Here is a 17,040-nt window from a genome sequence, read left to right as displayed (position 1 = left end):
TATCTAATAACCAGTAGGATTGTTTGACTGCCAGTTCCAAGAGTGTTTGCACATATCAACCAGTTCATATTTGGCAGCCCAGCCTAGTTCTTTTTCTGCTTTAGCGGGATCAGCATAGCAACTGGCAATATCACCTGGACGCCGTTCTGTAATATTATAGGGCACATTCTGGCCAGAAGCTTCTTCAAAAGCTTTGACTACATCAAGTACACTGTAGCCTTCGCCGGTACCCAGGTTGTATGTTACCACCCCGGGATCTTCTTCCAGCTTTTCTAAAGCTTTCAGATGACCTTCGGCTAAATCTACAACATGGATGTAATCACGAACGCCCGTACCATCATGAGTGGGGTAGTCATCTCCAAAGACCGAAAGTTCATCCAGTTTGCCTACTGCAACCTGTGTGATATAGGGCATCAGGTTGTTGGGAATATCATTGGGATCTTCACCGATTCGGCCACTGGGATGAGCCCCCACGGGGTTAAAGTAGCGAAGTAGCCCAATATTCCATTGTTCACTTGAGACATGGAGATCTCGTAGTATCTTTTCGATAAAAAGCTTGGTTCTGCCGTAAGGATTGGTAGCCGACGTAGGAAAGTCTTCGGTGATGGGTACTTTATGGGGATCACCATAAACGGTGGCCGAAGAACTGAAAACGAGATTATAAACATTATGTTTGCGCATAACCTCACACAGGTATAGGGTACCGGTAATATTGTTATGGTAGTAAGAAAGCGGCTTTGCTACCGATTCACCTACCGCTTTATATCCGGCAAAATGGATAACGGAATCGATGTCGTGTTTGCTAAAAACTGTATCAATCTCCTGTTTATCCAAGAGGTCGGCCTGGTAAAAGGTGAGCGATTTACCGGTGATTTCTTCAACGCGGTCCAGGGCCTCTTTTTTACTATTACTTAGGTTATCAACAACAACAACGTCATCGCCTCGTTCCAGCAGTTCAACAACAGTGTGGCTGCCAATATACCCTGCGCCGCCTGTGACTAATATATTCATTCACTAATTATATTTAGATTTAGATAGAAAATGTGCTAAAAAGTCTGCCCGAAGAAAAAAAGAATCGGCTAATAACTAGCTATTTGCCTTTTCAGCTTTGGCCAGTGTTTTAAGTTCATCTTTAATAGAATTACAGTAGCCCTCCATCGTATCAATTGAATCATCCAGCTCTTGATCTGAAGCATCATTTTCCAGAAGTTCTTTGGCACGTTCATATTCTTCTATCACTTCATCTGCTCCCATCATTTGGGCTCCCGGCTTTATTTTGTGTCCAGCTTTACGAAGTTCTTCCATATTTCTATCACGCAGATGAGTACCAAAGCCTTCCTCAAATTCACCAAAGGATGAGAGCCCGGCCTCACAAAATTCAATGACGTATTCAGCATCATCAAAGAGCATATCTTTTATTTTCTGTGGTTCTATAAACTGGTAATCCATGATAATGGGGTTATTTAAAAATAAATAGCAGAGCCCGTTAAACAGTTAATTTCTGGCTCAAGATATCACTTTTGGTGGACTAGGTAAAGGTATGGTAGCGAATTAGCTAGTCGTTTTGAGGTTCAGTAATGCCGTGAGGAAGAGGTTTGCCATTTTCATCTACATGTACAAAGACGATCTCATCAATTTTGATAATGCTATCTTTTGAAAATTTATTACGAACTTCACAGCGTACAGTAATGGAAGTTTTGCCGAACTTGACGGTCTCCATGCCAATTTCAATAATATCACCCAGTCCGGCCGAACTTACAAAGTTAATTTCGGACATAAACTTTGTAACGATATTGCCTTTGTTGAGCTGGCAGGTTACATAGATTGCAGACTCTTCATCAATCCAGCTGAGTACAGAACCCCCAAAAAGGGTGCCATGGGCGTTTAAGTCTTCAGGTTTGATAAGTTTCCGACTAAAAAATCTCATAATATTGTGTAATTATTAGTATAGTGCACCCAAAGGTAGGCATTTATTTGTGTGGTTGCTTATTGAGATTTTAAATCTTTTATATAACAGGTATCTATGCATGCCACACGTTGTTTTAGAGGTACAGATGGCTTTGCAAAACCATTTCAATATTAATTCCAACCCTCAGTTTTATCGGCACGTTTCCATTTCACCGGTGGCTCAGGTTCTTTCTTCAGTTCGATACCTTCTATTTTTAACAATTCTTGGGCTTCTTTTACGGCACGGATCAGCTGGGGATCCTTCCCTTTTATTACTTTAGCCGGAAGTTGCCTGACAGGGATGTCGGGTGCAATTCCTTTGCCCTCTACTTCCCATTGGCCTTTCGTATTATAGAAACCGCCGCGGGGAGCAATCATACCCCCTCCGTCAATAAATGCGGGGGTATCCCAGGTGCCTACCAATCCACCCCAGGTTCGTGTACCAATGAGGGGACCGATCTCTTTTTTACGGAACATATAGGGCAGTAGGTCTCCGCCAGAGCCGGCTCGTTCATTGATAATCATTACTTTGGGTCCCCAAACACCGGCCATGGGGGTGGTGAATGGCGGGAATTTGTCGCCGGCTTTACTATTGAAATAGCCCAGCAGTTCGCGGTCCATTACATCAATCATGTAGTCTGCTGCCGACCCTCCGCCGTTATTACGTTCATCGATAACGATACCATCTTTGTGCTGTTGAGCAAAATAGTAGCGGTTGAAGGCGTTATAGCCGCCATTACCGGTATTAGGTAACCATACATAACCAAGTCGTCCGTTTGAAAGCTCTTCCACTTTACGTCTGTTGCTTTCAACCCAGTTTCGTAGTCGCAAGGCGCTTTCATCTTCTATTGGCTTTACGGCAACTTGCCGGGCTCCTTCACTTTGGGCTTTGTCATTGACTGTGAGAATGGTGTGGCGATCTGCTGTACCCTCGAAGAGACTGAATGGGTTATCGGGAGCACGCAGTGGATCACCGTTTACGGCCAGGATATAATCACCTTCTGATATATTGATACCGGGCTGAGCCAGTGGTGCACGAAGGTCGGAATTCCAGTTTTCTGATGTATATATTTTTTTTATCTGATAGTATCCGTTGACTTCTTCAAGGTCGGCCCCCAGCAGTCCTATTTCTACTTCTTCGGCCTCGGGAAAGTCGCCCCCATAGGTATAGGAATGCCCAACCGATACTTCGCCCCCCAAGATATCGATAAGATAGCTCATATCTGAACGGTGACGAATATGCTTAACCCATGGTTTATACCATTTGTAAATTTTCTGCCAAGGTGCACCATGTTCGTTATCTACATATAGAAAGTCACGCTGGAAACGCCATCCTTCCCGGAAAATTTGAGCCCATTCTTTTGGAGGATCAACGCGTACTTGTATATCACTAACGTCGATTTTTCCATTTCCCGGTTCTTGTGCTCCACCGGTTGTAGATATGATGCCCCACTGTTTACCGCTGCGGTACAGTAGATTCTTTCGATCTTGTGAGATGGTAACATCCTGTATAGGTCCAATGAATTTCTCTTTCTTGTTTTCTTGTATGTTAAAGCGGTAGAGATCACTCCCTTCTTTAAAGAAGATGTGATTTTCCGGACCGCCCATCAGTTCACTGTACTCTTTTTCGGGGATATCCACAGGTACAATGCGATCGGTAATGCCTTCTATATCAATGGTTGTGTTATTTGAATCTTTCTTTTCATTCCCATTTTTATTTTCGCTATTAGTTTTTGGTTCTTCATCACTTTCGGGAAGGAAGGGAGAGGAGGTATCCTTATCAAGTATTGCTATATAGAGTCCCCATGTCTGTGACATGTCGTATGAACTCATATCAAGCCAGCCGGTATTAAGCCCAAAATTGGTGCTCGATAGAAAATAAATATATTCACCGTTCTCATCCCAAACGGGATCGATGGAGTCTGCCATGCCGTCGGTGATCTGGTAGGTGTCATCGGTTTCAATATTATGTACTTTTATCACATGGTAATGACTGGGAAGACGCTTGGCATAAGCTATCCATTTACTGTCGGGCGACCATTGGGGGTTTAAGGTCCTGTTTGGATGGGCATAGCCGTCGGTATCAATATGATTGGCTTCGCCCGTTTCAATATTTACATACCAGAGGCGATAGTGGGTATCAGTATAGGAGATATATTGGCCGTCGGGTGACCAGGTCGGAGTAAAGAAGAAAGTGGGTTCTGGCAATGTTATCCGACGTGGTTCTTCCAATCCTTTCTGATCGGATATATACAGCTGGTATTCACCGCTTTCATCTGAAAACCAGGCAATATTTTGTCCGTTAGGTGACCAGATGGGATAACGGTTGGCAATGCCCGAGCTCTTGGTCAGGTTGCGCCAGTCGCCGGCTTCTTTGGGTACAGAAAGAATCTCACCGCGAAATTGAAAGAGAGCCCTTTGCCCGGTAGGAGAGAGGGTTGCATTACTTAGGGTTGTAGCTGGGGCATCAACCCAGCGTGGACGTGCCCTGGTCATATCACCACGCACATTAATTTCTATTTGGCTGTGTTCCCCTGTAGTTGGATTCAGTTTGTAGAGGTAGCCTCCTTGCTCATAGACAATGATCTTGTTGCCGGCATCTAGGCTTTTGACATCAAATTGTGAGTGAAAAGTGTATTGTTTGCTCTTCTCGGTCTCCGGATTGTATGACCAAATATTCATCGTGTAATCACGCTCGGAGAGAAAATAAACGGTACCATTGAGCCATACCGGATCAATATGTCGTTCGCGATTGGCGCGTGGTGATGTCTTAAGTTCATCGGTTTCCAGGTTTAAAATCCATATCGGTTTAGCTTGCCCGCCACGATAGTTTCTCCATTCAGGATCCCAAAAGTCTACAGGCTGGTAAGCAATATACTGTCCGTCGGAAGAGAATTCACCAGTGGCTGCTCGTGGCACTTTATGCTTTTGCGGTAGCCCGCCTTCGGTACGTACAGTATAAAAAGTGTTTCCTTTTGTGGGTACTCCTTTGCGTTCGGATACGAAAAGCACCTTTTCTCCGTCGGGGCTCCATCCGGAGACTTCATCATTGTCGCCGTGCCAAGTCAGTCGTTTGGGTTGTCCGCCTTCGGCTGAGACGATATACACATCGGTATTACCGTCATATTCGGCGGTAAAGGCGATTTGTGATCCATCGGGTGAAAAGTGTGGTTCAGATTCTTCACCTTTGCCGCTAGTGAGGCGTCGGGCTGTACCTCCGCTGTTATCGGTTATCCAGAGGTCATCGGCATAGGCGAAAACAATATGATCTTCGCTCACCGTTGGTTCGCGCAGCAAGCGTGTTCCTTGGGCATACAATTCAGCTACTGGGACAGTTAATAATATAGCAATAATGATGAGCAGGCAGACGGAGATAGGTTTTTTCATAGTGAGCCAGTTGTACCCGAAAATTGGTTTTTACTAATTAATCTGTACCTAATTTAAGAGCCTGTTATTGAATAACAAACTGCATACGTTCTTCAATAAATAAAAGCACTATGTAAGTAGCCATTGGGCCCAGTTATTCCAAAGTGGATGGGCAAAGTCATCTTTTAAAAAGCCGAAATGCCCAACCTTTTTTTTGTTGATTTCGGAGGGAGCGATGATTTGAACTTTTGATTCTGTTTGGGGATAGTAGTTCAGCAACTTTTGTACTGATTCTGGGGGACCAAAGAAGTGATCATCGGTAAAGCCCACTGAGAGCAGTGGAAAAGAAAGTTTGTTGTAGCGGTCGAGGGCTTCCTGGTTTATGTTATCCCAGAGGTAATTTGTTGATCTTCCCCATTCAGCCCATTGTCGGGCAACTCCGCTTGGTATGTTAACAGAGGAGATACCCAAAGCTCGGGCTGGAAATTTATCGAACCAAGGAGTGAGTAAGGGTAAGCTGTACCATATGAAGCATACGCCCCAACGGTAAGGGAATTCCCACAGTTTCCAATAACCGGATTGACTGGCTACAAAAATTGCTTTGTCAATGTTGTGAGCATTTTGTGCAAGCCCTAGCACTTGTCCGCCACAACTGTGCCCGAAATAGGTTATTTTTTGTGGCTGCCATTCATTGTTGGCCCAAGCTAGTACAGCATCAATATCTAGGGCGCCCCAGTCGGCCATTTTAATAGATGAACCTGAGACGTTTTCGTTTTGTGATTGATGAATGCCCCGGTAATCGAAAGTAAGGGCAGTACATCCGTTTTGAGCAAAGAAACGGGCCAGTTTAAAATAGATATATCGGGGAACGCCGAGGGCCGATCCGATAACCACAACCTGTGTAATAGTATCATCTTGTGGTACAAACAGGGTTGCTGCCAGCGGGAAACCGTCTTCTGCCTGTATGGTTATATCTTTTTTAGTTACGATAACTTTTTTGAATCTGTTATTCTTCTGCCGGTTCCCAAAGTTCAATTTTATTATTCTCGGGATCCATAATCCAGGCAAATTTTCCGAATTCGGTATCCTGCATACTATTTAGTTGGTTAATGCCTTCTTCTTCCAATACCTGGAGTAGTTCTTCGAGATCATCAACAATAAAGTTGAACATGAAGTTTTTAGAACTCGGTTTCATGTACTCAGTATCTTCTTTAAAGGGACTCCAGAGGGTGTAGCCATTCATTGGGCGTTGGTTTTGATTATTCCAATTGAAGGAGTATCCACCAAAACTTTTGTCAATGGGAACACCCAGATGTTCCTCGTACCAGCTGGCGAGTGCGGCCGGGTTTTCTGCTTTAAAAAAGATACCTCCTATTCCGATTACTCTTCTCATAGTAATTAACTTTTAATTATGATTTATACCCTTTTAGGTAAAGGAGGATCAGTTTTAAAAGTAGTAAATTTCTACAAAAAAAGTAGTTGTATAACAAAACCGCTCCTAATGGCAAAAGCTGCTTTGATCCCAATTAGCTGTTTAGAGATAATAAGTGGGCATTACGGAAATTCCCATCGAAAGACGATTACAAGTAAACTCTCTGGTAGGCACAACTTATACTCTCTTAAAACGCCTTATGTGGATTAGCAGGATAAGAGTATGAAATCCCTTTTTGCGGCAAAGGCAAAATCCATTAAATACTATTGCAATACATCAAATCCATCAGTTAGTCAATATGCGTCAAGCACGATCATATAATTTGAGCTAAGCATCAGCTAGTGCCTCTTTACAGGCAGTTAAATCTCGTTGGGCCGGTTCATAGTTGGGTTCTATTTCAAGGCATTGTTCAAAGTATGAGATCGCTTCCTCATACTCCTGTAGATGCTTCAGGATAAACCCGATATTATTATAGGCTTCGTAAAACTCCGGGTCTTGCTCAATAGCCAACTTATAACAGCGTCCTGCTTCGGCCGTATTATTACACCGGAGATGGAAATTACCGAGATTAAAGTACCCCATAGGATCTTTGGGTTTAATCTTAGTAATATATTCAAAAAGCTCCAGCGCCCGTTCTTTATCTTCGGCCAGCTCATATACATCTGCCAGGTTATTTAGGGCGGGTACATAGTCGGGTTGGATGTCTAATGCATTAAGATAATGATTAACCGCCTTTTCAATGTTCTGTTGCTCAAAAAAGGTGTTGGCAAGATTGAAATGAACCTTGAAATTGTCGGGATCTTGAGCCAGGGATTGCTGATAAGCTTCAGCGGCTTCCTGATATTGACCCAGCATATGGTGTCCTACTCCCAGTTCATTTAAAAGCTGGGCATCTTGCGGGGATTCTTGCAGTTCATTTTTTATCTCTGAAATCTTTTGTTTGATCTGTTCCATAGATCCTTAAAATAAGAAAAGATGAGGGGTAACTCATCATAAAAATAGATAAAATATGGTTCATGCTAATCTTTTGAATCAAATATATTGACCTATAAATTTAAAATAGGACCATAGGCCCAGGTAGGCGTCGTTTCTTTGTGTTTTGATAGGGCGATAATAATTATTGAGAAGGGGTAGGATATGACCGTCTAGGTCAACGTGATTCACTCCCATCCATTTTCGAAACCACCTATAAGGTGAGGTGTCAAAGTCAACAACGGCAATATATCCTCGTTTATTGAGATCTGCCGACATCTGTGTCATAACATATTCAATACCACTACCAAACATGCTAAGAGAATAAGAAAAGAGTATGAGGTCAAAAGGTTCTAGGGCCAGGGCGTCTGAGCCGTATTTTGCTTGTAGTAATTCTACTTGTTGGTTGTCACCTAGTTTATCTCTAGCTATTTTAAGCATTGAAGGGGAAAGGTCGATGCCTACGAGCTGTGCATCGGGGAAATGGTATTGCAATCGATCCAGGTTTTTGCCGGTACCGCAGCCTACTTCCAGGATACGAGGCTGCGAAGGTAGTGTTGGGATCATATCAAGTAGCTGGTCGCGACCAAACAGAAAACTCCAGCGCGTAACATCGTAGATATATGAATGAAAGCGATAGTAATTTTCAACATTGCTATCATGAGAATGATCGGTATAGGTACGTTGTATTTCCATTATTTTACAATCCCCAAATGTGTAGATTCATAAGTGCCCACCCTGTCTTTGGCATGCAAAGGGGTGGTCTGTTCCGGATGGAACTGTATGCGGTCCGTAACAAAATCAGGTATAAAATCTAATGAAGGAGCTGCTGAGCGAAACAGTATTTTTGCACCACTTTGGGCTTTTCTGAGAATGCTTTTCCATTCTTTAGCCAAGAGCTCAGGTTTAGCTTCCCCCATCCAGTCTTGATGGTCAAGAAGGATAAAGTGAGAAAAAGAACCGGGTTGGGTATCTAAAAAATGAGAAAAGGAAGTAGTGTGTGTCTCAATATTATTTATGCGATTTCGCAAGTCACTAAAATTGTACTCGTGTAGGTAGTTCGGACAACAGTCCGTACTATAAGAACCAGTAAGATAAACTCGCCAAAAATAGTTATCGTGCAGGGGCAGGCCAGTAAAAATATTGTGAAGAGACTGGCGAATAAAGTCGAGTATACCGCCTTGGTATTCTCGTTCAATCATATCTCGCTGGGTCGTTGGTACCCCCAGCATCGTCATTGTAGCGTTACGGCGGACCAACCATTTGGAAAAAGCCGACCAAAGTTGAGGTTCAATATCTTCAAAATAGTAAGCTTGTTCTTCCAGGCTTTCAGCATTGAGCATCTCTAGTACTTTTGGGTACAAGCCCTTGCGTTGAATACGATTGTGTATCAAGCGGGCTACATTGCCAGAAGTACCCCTGAAGTAAAAGCTGGGAAGGGCAGAGGTTGGAATAAAGTAATTGATATTTCTATCCCAATACTCCCGGGCAACTTGTGGTAATAGTTGCCGAAGATGTTGGTGGTATTTTAGTTCGGCTCCCTTTTTTGCACCGTTACCAAAAAACTCCCAGAGTAATGGATGGCTGTTATAATTGAAAAGAGCTTTTTTAAGTTCTAGTAAAGCATTTTGAGCAGGATTAATATCCACGCAGTGAATCTCTTCAGGAGCATCAAGCAGGTAGTCTAAAGCATTGCAGCCCGCACTGGTAAGCATTACAATGCGGCTGTCGGGGGTAATATCCAGCAGTTTGCGATCAATGCGCGGATCTTCCCAGCATGTGTTATATATGAGATTGCTGGAGATGACCGACTCGAAAAGTCGATTTTGCAACTTGGTTACTATGTTTGATAGTTTTTGCATCACGGATTTTAACATAAGATATGAGTATGTATTGTGTGTGAATCTATCGTAAAGTTTTTGTTAAGAATTGTTTTTGAAAAAGCTTACTGGCTACAGCTCCCAAGCATAAGTTTCGGGGGAGTTACATTCTCGCTACAACGCACTTTAGTCAGATGCATGACTGTAGAAAAGACTCCTGAGAATTGATAAATTAGTTATAAATTTAAGCTGTGATTCCTTTTGAAATTTGTATCTTTCAAGAAACTGCAATGAACTATTAAAGCTATGGCTGAAGAACAAAACAGTACACAAGAACAGATTGAAGAGAAGAAAAAAGAAGCACTCAAACGTTATGAAAAGCTTATACATAAGCTGAAGAGTGAGCGAGAAGAACTTAAGGATGAGCTTGATAGAGATTATCGGGAGGCCCGCCGATATGTTCGTTCGCACCCCGAAGAGGGGGTACTACTTTCTCTTTTAGGAGGTATTGCTATTGGATACCTTCTGGGGAAGATCGGCAAAAGGTAAAAACTGTTTTTGCAGAATATTTTTAGAAGAACTTTAATTACAAAGCATTTGATACCGTGAGTACTACAACAATCAATACAGACCATCTTAATGAGTTATTCGAGCGTGTTGATGCGCTCAGGGGGTATCTTTGACTATGAGCAACGCAGAGTAAAAATTATTGAGCTTCAAGAGCAGACGCAGGATCCCAACTTTTGGGATGATCCAGATGAAGCACGTAAAATCATGAAGAAGATCGACCATGAAAAAGAGATGGTTGCTCGATGGGATTACCTGGATGAGCTTCGTGACAGTATTCGGGTATACCGAGAATTTTTAGAAGAGGGCGAAGATGTACAGGAAGACCTTGAGAAAGAAGTAAAACAGCTTGAAAAAGAGTTGGATGCCTTGGAGCTTCAGAATATGTTGCGCGGCGAAGATGATCATCGCGATGCTTTGCTGACCTTCAACCCGGGAGCTGGTGGAACCGAAAGCCAGGATTGGGCCGAAATGCTATATCGCATGTATACGCGTTGGGCTAAAGATCAGGGTTATGAAGTTTCTGTAATTGAATACCAGCAGGGAGATGTTGCAGGTCTCAAGAGTGCTACAATTCAGGTTGAAGGAGAGTTCGCATATGGATTTCTAAAAGCCGAAAGTGGCGTGCACCGATTGGTTCGAATTTCTCCCTTCGACAGCAACTCTCGTCGGCACACCTCTTTCTGTTCGGTTTTTGTGTCTCCTATTGTAGATGATACTATCGAAATAGATATCGATCCGAGCAATGTAGAGCTTCAGCGTTTCCGTGCCAGTGGTGCAGGGGGGCAGCATGTCAACAAGACCGAAACGGCTGTGCGCTTGGTTTGGGAAGGAGAACTTTCTGACGGTACCAAAGAGCAAGTAGTGGCCGAATGCCAGCAAGAGCGTTCGCAGAAACAAAATCGTGATAAGGCGTGGGTTTTGCTGCGTTCCAAGGTATATGAGCTCGAAAAACAGATAAAAGAGCGTGAAAAGCAGAAGCTTGAGGATTCCAAAAGTAAAATTGAATGGGGTTCACAAATTCGTTCCTATGTATTCCATCCCTATAATATGGTAAAAGACCATCGTACGGATCATGAAACCTCAAATGTAGAAGCGGTAATGGATGGAGAACTGGATGAGTTTATCAACGCCTACTTGCTTTCTATATCATCATCTTCAAAAACAGAATAATGGTTACTGTAGGTATTACCGGGGGCATCGGTAGTGGCAAATCGACGGTGTGTGAAATATGGGCAGAGAAAGGAGCATATATTGTGAATGCCGATGATTTAGCTAAGGAGTTGATGGTGAGTGATCCCGAGATCAAAGAGGATCTACTGGAAACATTCGGGGAAGAGGCATATATAGCCGATGGCAGCTTGAATCGCCAATATCTTGCTAATGAGGCTTTTGAAAAAGGAAGGGTGGAGGAACTTAATGCTATTGTTCATCCCAAAATACCTGCAGCGGCGCGCCAGAAAATGGCAGAGGCCCAAAAAAAAGGATACGCAATTTTTGTGTATGAAGCCGCCCTCTTATTAGAAAACCTGGAACCGGGTGCGCTCGATTATATCGTATTGGTTTTGGCCAATAAAGAGCAACGACTGCAACGGGTACAGATCAGAGATCAGAGTTCGGCAGAAGATATTAGGCAGAGAATGAATAAACAGCGAAATTTTGAAGATTCTACAGATGTAGCCGATATTATAATTCGGAACAATGGGACGCTGAAAGAACTCAAAAAGAAAGCTGAAATTGTGTATGAAAAATTTTTACCTTTGGGTGGGAAAAATGGAAAAAAATCCCAAGATGAATGAAAATTATTAAAATAGATTAGTCTTTTAATCAAAGAGTAGGCATGGTAGATCGCAAATTTAACCGGGTTATAACGCTAGAAGAGTATATTATTCAGTCCCAAAATAAATTCCCCGGGGCCACAGGAGAGCTATCGCAGCTCGTCAGAGATATAGGGTTAGCTGCAAAAATTATATCGAGAGAGGTTAATAAAGCAGGCATAACTAATATCCTGGGCGAAGAGGGATCAACAAATGTACACGGTGAGTCGGTTAAAAAACTGGACCTCTTTGCTGATAAGCAACTTATTTCTGCCCTGAATCGCTCAGAAATTACCTGTATGGTGATATCGGAGGAGAATGACGGTATTGTCGAGCTCGACAATGAAGGGGGCAAATATATTGTGTATTTGGATCCTCTTGATGGTTCATCCAACATCGATGTTAATGTGTCTATTGGTAGTATTTTTTCAATTTATATGCGCGAAGATACCAGTACGAATGTGCTAACCGAGGATGATGCTTTACAACCGGGAATAAAGCAGGTTGCTGCCGGTTATGTTCTGTATGGCTCTAGCACTTTGATGGCATATACAACAGGGTTAGGTGTTTCGGTCTTTACATTGGACCCCAGTATTGGAGAGTTTATCCTTTCCGACGATGATGTTAAAATTCCAGATCACGGAACGATATACAGCGTTAATGAAGGGAGCTACCATTCGTGGGAAGAAGGGCTTAAAAAGTATGTGAAATATTGCCAGGTGGAAGATCCGGAAACCGACCGCCCATATAAAGCACGGTATATTGGGTCCATGGTGGCAGATGTACACCGAACGTTGATAACAGGGGGAATCTTTATCTATCCCAACAGTAGTCAGTACCCCAATGGTAAATTACGACTGATGTATGAGTGTAATCCGCTTAGTTTTGTTATTGAACAGGCCGGCGGTATGGCTATTGATTGTAATGGACGTATTCTGGAGATTAAGCCTGAAGCTATTCACCAACGCACACCGATTTTTATTGGCTCAAAGGAAAATGTACTAAAAGTGAAAGAATTTTTAGATAAGTATAAAGATAAGGGAGTAGAGGTATAACCTTACTCCCTTGTGGGTCCCATTTATAACTTATAAATGGACTTTCATGCCTTCTTGAATATCATGGGCTATACAATAGCCGGCATTGGTCTCGATTACATATTTAGCCGGTTTCTCTGAGGCAAAACTCTTTTCTGAAAAGGGTTGGGTGTTGTGATGGATACGAACAATTTCATAATTGTTGTTTACGAAAATAATATCTAGGGGAAGAGGGGTGTTGGCCATCCAGAAGCTTCGGGGCTCGTTGTTTTCAAATATAAACAACATTCCCTTTGACTTAGGCAGGTCTCGTACATCCATTAGCCCTTGATTGCGTTCGATATCTTCATCCGCTATAGCAACCTCTACAGTAGAGAGCGTATCGCCCTGGGTTGACAGAAAAGAGACCGAACGCTCGAAAGTAATCGTTCGGCCTTCTTTTTTAGTGTTCTTCGAATTCGATTTCTTCTGGGCTTGAGAACATGCGCTGAGAAGCATTACTGCCGTTATTACGGCTAGTAATCTTAAATGTGGTTTCATCAGTAGATCCATTAAATTCATAAGTAATTGTATAGGTACCTGGCTTAAGGTATGTGTTCAATTCGTCGTCTTTTTCCGCTTCTTTTACTAGTAGGTTCCAATTGAAAGTGTTAAATCCGTAGCTGGCTTTATCAGTAAGTTCTTTCTTCATGTCACCATCTTCTTTTTCAATCGTAATGGTGATTGTTTTATTATTAGCATCTTCGTCACCAATCCAGTATAACCATTCTACGTCCGGTTCGTTTATAGGCCGATAAGCCACGCTGCGGCTTCCCCAACTGTTGGAATAACGAACGTTATCTGTTTCTAGTGCCAAGACTGATTTGTCGGATTGTTTGGCAACGGTACGAACCGGTTCCAGATCCATTACATAAACGCTGCGGCCATGGGTACCAACCACTAACTCATTATCTCTAGGATGCACCACCATATCGTAGGAAGCCACGTTAGGAACACCATTGATGAGATGCCAGTTATTTCCATCATCAAAACTTGTATACGTACCATGGTCGAGGCCGGCAAATAACAGTTCGGGGTTTTCTTGGTCCTGAACAATTACATTTGTAACGTCTTCGGGCAGATTCCCTTTGATCGATTGCCAGCTTTGGCCATAATCAGTAGTTTTATAAACATAGGTTTTGAATTCATCAAAACGATACCCATTGAGTGAAGCATAAGCAGTAGCAGGGTCGTGGGGAGAAGCCTGTACTTCACTAACCCAGCGTTGTTCGGGCAAGTCTTCAGAGACAAGCTCCCAGCTTTGCCCCCCATCTTTTGTAACTTGGATATTGCCATCATCGGTACCGGCCCAGATAACACTAAAGTCTTGTGGTGATTCAGAAATGGTGGTAAGGGTAGAATAGGGGACGTTTCCGCTAGGAAGATCCTTGGTCAAGTCAGGACTGATCGTTGTCCAGCTTTTACCCCCGTCCATCGTTCGGTTTATTTTTTGCGAACCAAAGTAGAGAATATCAGGATTGTGATTACTCATTTCTACTGGGGTATTCCAGTTAAAGCGATAGGGCGCTTCACCAATTTCGTGGCGGGGAGTAATCTTGTTGTAGTTATTTTCAGATCGGTTAATGCGAAAATAATTGCCGAACTGAAAACCCGTATATACAAGCTCACTATTTTCGGGATGTACGGCAACATGCATACCATCTCCACCAAATATACGTTCCCAATGATTGCCGTCATTGGGAGCCCCCTGCGAAGAACCAGTAAAAACGCCATTATCTTGTAAACCACCATATACGTTATATGGTTTTTCCATATCAACAGCTACGGTATAAAATTGACCTACCGAGGCATTGTTGTGATGGATAAAGTTTTTGCCGCCATCGTGACTTTCGTAGAGTCCACCATCATTACCAAGCAATAGATGCTCAGAGTCAGTGGGATCGATCCACAGGGCCTGATGGTCAACATGCACATCCTGATTTTCAGCGATCGGGTCCCAGGTTTTTCCACCGTCTTGTGATTTTAGCATAGGGACACCCATTATATAGAGTTCATCGGGATTGTCAGGTGATATACGTACTTCCCCGAAATAATATCCATAGGTGAAGATTAGTCGATCCAGATCGTAACTGTTGATCAATTCCCAGCTTTTGCCGCCGTTTTCAGATCGATAAACCTGAGCACCTTCAATACTTGTATTAAATAAAGCATCGTTGGCATCGCCCCCTAGGTAATTTGCTAATGCCTTGGGGGTATATTCACCATTTTGAACGTCTTCTTTTACAGATTCAGCCGTGTATTTTTTTTGGAAGCCGTTATTGCGCAAAAAACTATTCAGCTTTTCATTATCGATTTCAAGGAAATTATCCTTGCTCATATCGACAAAATCTTGTTGCGTTAGCTGACCTTCTTCGACTTCTTTTTTTGTTTTCGATTCTTTCTGATTGTCCAAAAAGGCATACATGATATTGGGGTTACTCTCGCTGACATCAATACCAATACGTCCTACATGTTTACCTTTTGGGAAGCCTGTCATTGATTTTTTCCAGCTTTCGCCTCCATCTTCAGAGAGATATATGGCAGAACCTTCACCTGCTTCATCAAAGTTCCATGCCTGTCGGTGCCGTTCCCAAGTAGTTGCCCACAATTTATTTGGATTGTCGGGATGGATCGCTAAATCAATTACACCGGTACTGTCGGCGGGGGTAAGCGTTTGTTTCCATGTTTGACCTCCATCCGTTGTTTTGTAGACGCCTCGAACATCATTAGTAGAATAGAGGGGGCCAAGGCTTGCAACCCATGCAATATCAGGATCGGTAGGGTGGGTAACAATTCTTCCGATATGTTGTGAACCGCGAAGCCCAACATATTCCCATGATTTACCGCCATTAGTACTTTTATATATTCCTGTTCCGGCATAACTCGAACGACTGCTGTTGTTCTCGCCGGTGCCAACCCATAAAATATCTTTGTCTGCATTAGAAATTGCAATATCACCAATGGTGAGTGTACCCTGATGGTCAAAGATTGGCTCAAGGGTATTACCACTGTTTCCAGTTTTGAAAACGCCCCCTGACGCAAAAGCAACATAAAATTTTCGTGTCTTTTCTTCTTCTACAGCAAGGTCGGTAATACGACCGCCCATAACAACAGGACCGATATTACGAAGTGGATACTCTTTAAATATAGAGTTGCTGCGCATTTGTTGCCGAAGTTCAATTGATTGTGCACGCTCGGCAGATGTGGTAGGGGTGATATCGGTATTTTGGGCAGTAAGGGCCAATGGGCTAATGAGAAAGCTAAGAATTAAAAGCAGGAACGTTCGCATAATGTTATTTTTAAGTTTACCTGGAAACAGATTTGAATCCTATTATAGGAAAAGCTGATATAAATTTTTTATTAAAAATCTTAAAAACCTGCATAAATGCAGATAGTCTACTATATTATAGGTGTTAATAAGAATTAATGGCAAAACTGATTCTCAAAGATAAGAATTGCATAAATACAATTTTAAATCAGTTGTTTTTTAGGCGGATTAACGATATCTTTGATTGCTTTGAGTGAGCACCGAAAGGTCCTCACTTTTTTTTGTACCTATAATTGCCAAAATCGTGTCAAACAAAGTTACAGATAAGATCGCAGAAGTTGCTGAGTCGGTTCTTGCAACCACTGACTTTTTCCTCATTGACGTGGAAATAAAAGGTGGTGATACACCGGAGGTGTGGATTTCTATAGATGCCTCAGACCGAGGGGTGAATATGGATGAGTGTGCTGATGTCAGTAATGAGATAAGCTTTTTGATGGACGCGCATGATATTTTCTCAGGAAAATATCGAATGAATGTATCGTCTCCGGGATTAAGCCGACCGCTTGTTGATCGGCGACAATATCCTAAGAACGAGGGACGAAAGGCAAAAGTGAAGTACAAAGAAAATGGTGAATACTGTAAGGTAGAAGGTGTCTTGCACGAAATTCTAGAAGATGAAATTATAATCGAGTTGGAGGATGAATCGACTCTTGCCGTACCTTTTGATGATCTGGTAGAAACGAAGATCATCCCTTCATTCAAATAATTTTAAGAATAC

16 protein-coding genes are annotated in these 17,040 nt (G+C 42.6%); 5 read left to right on the top strand and 11 right to left on the bottom strand.

Annotated elements, in window-relative coordinates; translation table 11 throughout:
• Nucleotides 1–3: 3 nt before the first annotated feature.
• From galE to FCN14_RS04950, 9 genes are all read right to left on the bottom strand, one after another.
• The gene (galE, locus tag FCN14_RS04990; protein WP_138429975.1) at nt 4–1,011 is read right to left on the bottom strand and encodes a UDP-glucose 4-epimerase GalE; all 1,008 of its coding nucleotides are present in this window, start codon (nt 1,009–1,011) and stop codon (nt 4–6) included.
• Nucleotides 1,012–1,086: 75 nt separating this feature from the next.
• Nucleotides 1,087–1,449, bottom strand: coding sequence for an Hpt domain-containing protein (locus FCN14_RS04985; protein WP_138429974.1), 363 nt, complete (start codon nt 1,447–1,449; stop codon nt 1,087–1,089).
• A gap of 106 nt (nt 1,450–1,555) precedes the next feature.
• The gene (locus FCN14_RS04980; protein WP_138429973.1) at nt 1,556–1,927 is read right to left on the bottom strand and encodes an acyl-CoA thioesterase; all 372 of its coding nucleotides are present in this window, start codon (nt 1,925–1,927) and stop codon (nt 1,556–1,558) included.
• Between the two features lie 152 nt (nt 1,928–2,079).
• Complete coding sequence (locus FCN14_RS04975; RefSeq protein WP_138429972.1) at nt 2,080–5,334, bottom strand: S41 family peptidase; 3,255 nt, start codon at nt 5,332–5,334, stop codon at nt 2,080–2,082.
• Nucleotides 5,335–5,442: 108 nt separating this feature from the next.
• The gene (locus tag FCN14_RS04970) at nt 5,443–6,348 is read right to left on the bottom strand and encodes an alpha/beta hydrolase family protein (protein WP_171032811.1); all 906 of its coding nucleotides are present in this window, start codon (nt 6,346–6,348) and stop codon (nt 5,443–5,445) included.
• Nucleotides 6,320–6,706: a VOC family protein gene (locus FCN14_RS04965; RefSeq protein ID WP_138429970.1), complete on the bottom strand. Its 387-nt coding sequence runs from the start codon at nt 6,704–6,706 to the stop codon at nt 6,320–6,322. Before FCN14_RS04965 ends, FCN14_RS04970 begins: the two co-directional genes overlap by 29 nt.
• A 366-nt stretch (nt 6,707–7,072) precedes the next feature.
• Complete coding sequence (locus FCN14_RS04960; protein WP_138429969.1) at nt 7,073–7,699, bottom strand: tetratricopeptide repeat protein; 627 nt, start codon at nt 7,697–7,699, stop codon at nt 7,073–7,075.
• A 78-nt stretch (nt 7,700–7,777) separates the two neighbouring features.
• A complete protein-coding gene (locus FCN14_RS04955) occupies nt 7,778–8,413 on the bottom strand; it encodes a class I SAM-dependent methyltransferase (protein ID WP_138429968.1) in 636 nt (211 codons plus the stop codon).
• The gene (locus tag FCN14_RS04950; RefSeq protein ID WP_171032810.1) at nt 8,413–9,549 is read right to left on the bottom strand and encodes a BtaA family protein; all 1,137 of its coding nucleotides are present in this window, start codon (nt 9,547–9,549) and stop codon (nt 8,413–8,415) included. The genes FCN14_RS04955 and FCN14_RS04950 overlap by 1 nt, the downstream gene beginning before the upstream one ends.
• A 294-nt stretch (nt 9,550–9,843) precedes the next feature.
• Here FCN14_RS04950 and FCN14_RS04945 point away from each other — a divergent pair, with 294 nt between their 5' ends.
• The 4 genes from FCN14_RS04945 to fbp all read left to right on the top strand — a co-directional run bounded on the left by FCN14_RS04945 (nt 9,844) and on the right by fbp (nt 12,976).
• The gene (locus FCN14_RS04945; protein WP_138429966.1) at nt 9,844–10,086 is read left to right on the top strand and encodes a hypothetical protein; all 243 of its coding nucleotides are present in this window, start codon (nt 9,844–9,846) and stop codon (nt 10,084–10,086) included.
• A gap of 71 nt (nt 10,087–10,157) precedes the next feature.
• A protein-coding gene (prfB, locus tag FCN14_RS04940; protein ID WP_138430714.1) for a peptide chain release factor 2 occupies nt 10,158–11,277 on the top strand; the annotation gives its coding sequence in 2 pieces (ribosomal slippage) (nt 10,158–10,217 and nt 10,219–11,277; 1,119 coding nt in all).
• Nucleotides 11,277–11,903: a dephospho-CoA kinase gene (coaE, locus tag FCN14_RS04935; RefSeq protein ID WP_138429965.1), complete on the top strand. Its 627-nt coding sequence runs from the start codon at nt 11,277–11,279 to the stop codon at nt 11,901–11,903. The genes prfB and coaE overlap by 1 nt, the downstream gene beginning before the upstream one ends.
• 41 nt (nt 11,904–11,944) lie before the next feature.
• The gene (gene fbp, locus FCN14_RS04930) at nt 11,945–12,976 is read left to right on the top strand and encodes a class 1 fructose-bisphosphatase (protein ID WP_138429964.1); all 1,032 of its coding nucleotides are present in this window, start codon (nt 11,945–11,947) and stop codon (nt 12,974–12,976) included.
• A gap of 30 nt (nt 12,977–13,006) precedes the next feature.
• On the opposite strand, the gene FCN14_RS04925 is transcribed toward fbp, so the two are convergent.
• Both FCN14_RS04925 and FCN14_RS04920 read right to left on the bottom strand, forming a co-directional pair.
• Complete coding sequence (locus FCN14_RS04925; protein WP_246043098.1) at nt 13,007–13,453, bottom strand: DUF192 domain-containing protein; 447 nt, start codon at nt 13,451–13,453, stop codon at nt 13,007–13,009.
• Nucleotides 13,398–16,283: a WD40/YVTN/BNR-like repeat-containing protein gene (locus FCN14_RS04920; RefSeq protein WP_138429962.1), complete on the bottom strand. Its 2,886-nt coding sequence runs from the start codon at nt 16,281–16,283 to the stop codon at nt 13,398–13,400. The genes FCN14_RS04925 and FCN14_RS04920 overlap by 56 nt, the downstream gene beginning before the upstream one ends.
• Nucleotides 16,284–16,566: 283 nt before the next feature.
• On the opposite strand from FCN14_RS04920, the gene rimP reads away from it, so the two are divergent.
• The gene (gene rimP, locus FCN14_RS04915) at nt 16,567–17,028 is read left to right on the top strand and encodes a ribosome maturation factor RimP (RefSeq protein WP_138429961.1); all 462 of its coding nucleotides are present in this window, start codon (nt 16,567–16,569) and stop codon (nt 17,026–17,028) included.
• Nucleotides 17,029–17,040 lie beyond the last annotated feature (12 nt).

It is taken from the genome of Fodinibius saliphilus, from assembly GCF_005869845.1.
GTDB lineage: Bacteria > Bacteroidota > Rhodothermia > Balneolales > Balneolaceae > Fodinibius > Fodinibius saliphilus.
This window is presented reverse-complemented; position numbering and strand designations above follow the sequence as displayed.

What these genes read in the sequence shown, in the direction of transcription:
- galE (WP_138429975.1), bottom strand. Translation starts at nt 1,011, where the DNA reads ATGAATATATTAGTCACAGGCGGCGCAGGGTATATTGGCAGCCACACT.
- FCN14_RS04985 (WP_138429974.1), bottom strand. Translation starts at nt 1,449, where the DNA reads ATGGATTACCAGTTTATAGAACCACAGAAAATAAAAGATATGCTCTTT.
- FCN14_RS04980 (WP_138429973.1), bottom strand. Translation starts at nt 1,927, where the DNA reads ATGAGATTTTTTAGTCGGAAACTTATCAAACCTGAAGACTTAAACGCC.
- FCN14_RS04975 (WP_138429972.1), bottom strand. Translation starts at nt 5,334, where the DNA reads ATGAAAAAACCTATCTCCGTCTGCCTGCTCATCATTATTGCTATATTA.
- FCN14_RS04965 (WP_138429970.1), bottom strand. Translation starts at nt 6,706, where the DNA reads ATGAGAAGAGTAATCGGAATAGGAGGTATCTTTTTTAAAGCAGAAAAC.
- FCN14_RS04960 (WP_138429969.1), bottom strand. Translation starts at nt 7,699, where the DNA reads ATGGAACAGATCAAACAAAAGATTTCAGAGATAAAAAATGAACTGCAA.
- FCN14_RS04955 (WP_138429968.1), bottom strand. Translation starts at nt 8,413, where the DNA reads ATGGAAATACAACGTACCTATACCGATCATTCTCATGATAGCAATGTT.
- FCN14_RS04945 (WP_138429966.1), top strand. Translation starts at nt 9,844, where the DNA reads ATGGCTGAAGAACAAAACAGTACACAAGAACAGATTGAAGAGAAGAAA.
- coaE (WP_138429965.1), top strand. Translation starts at nt 11,277, where the DNA reads ATGGTTACTGTAGGTATTACCGGGGGCATCGGTAGTGGCAAATCGACG.
- fbp (WP_138429964.1), top strand. Translation starts at nt 11,945, where the DNA reads ATGGTAGATCGCAAATTTAACCGGGTTATAACGCTAGAAGAGTATATT.
- FCN14_RS04925 (WP_246043098.1), bottom strand. Translation starts at nt 13,453, where the DNA reads ATGCTTCTCAGCGCATGTTCTCAAGCCCAGAAGAAATCGAATTCGAAG.
- FCN14_RS04920 (WP_138429962.1), bottom strand. Translation starts at nt 16,283, where the DNA reads ATGCGAACGTTCCTGCTTTTAATTCTTAGCTTTCTCATTAGCCCATTG.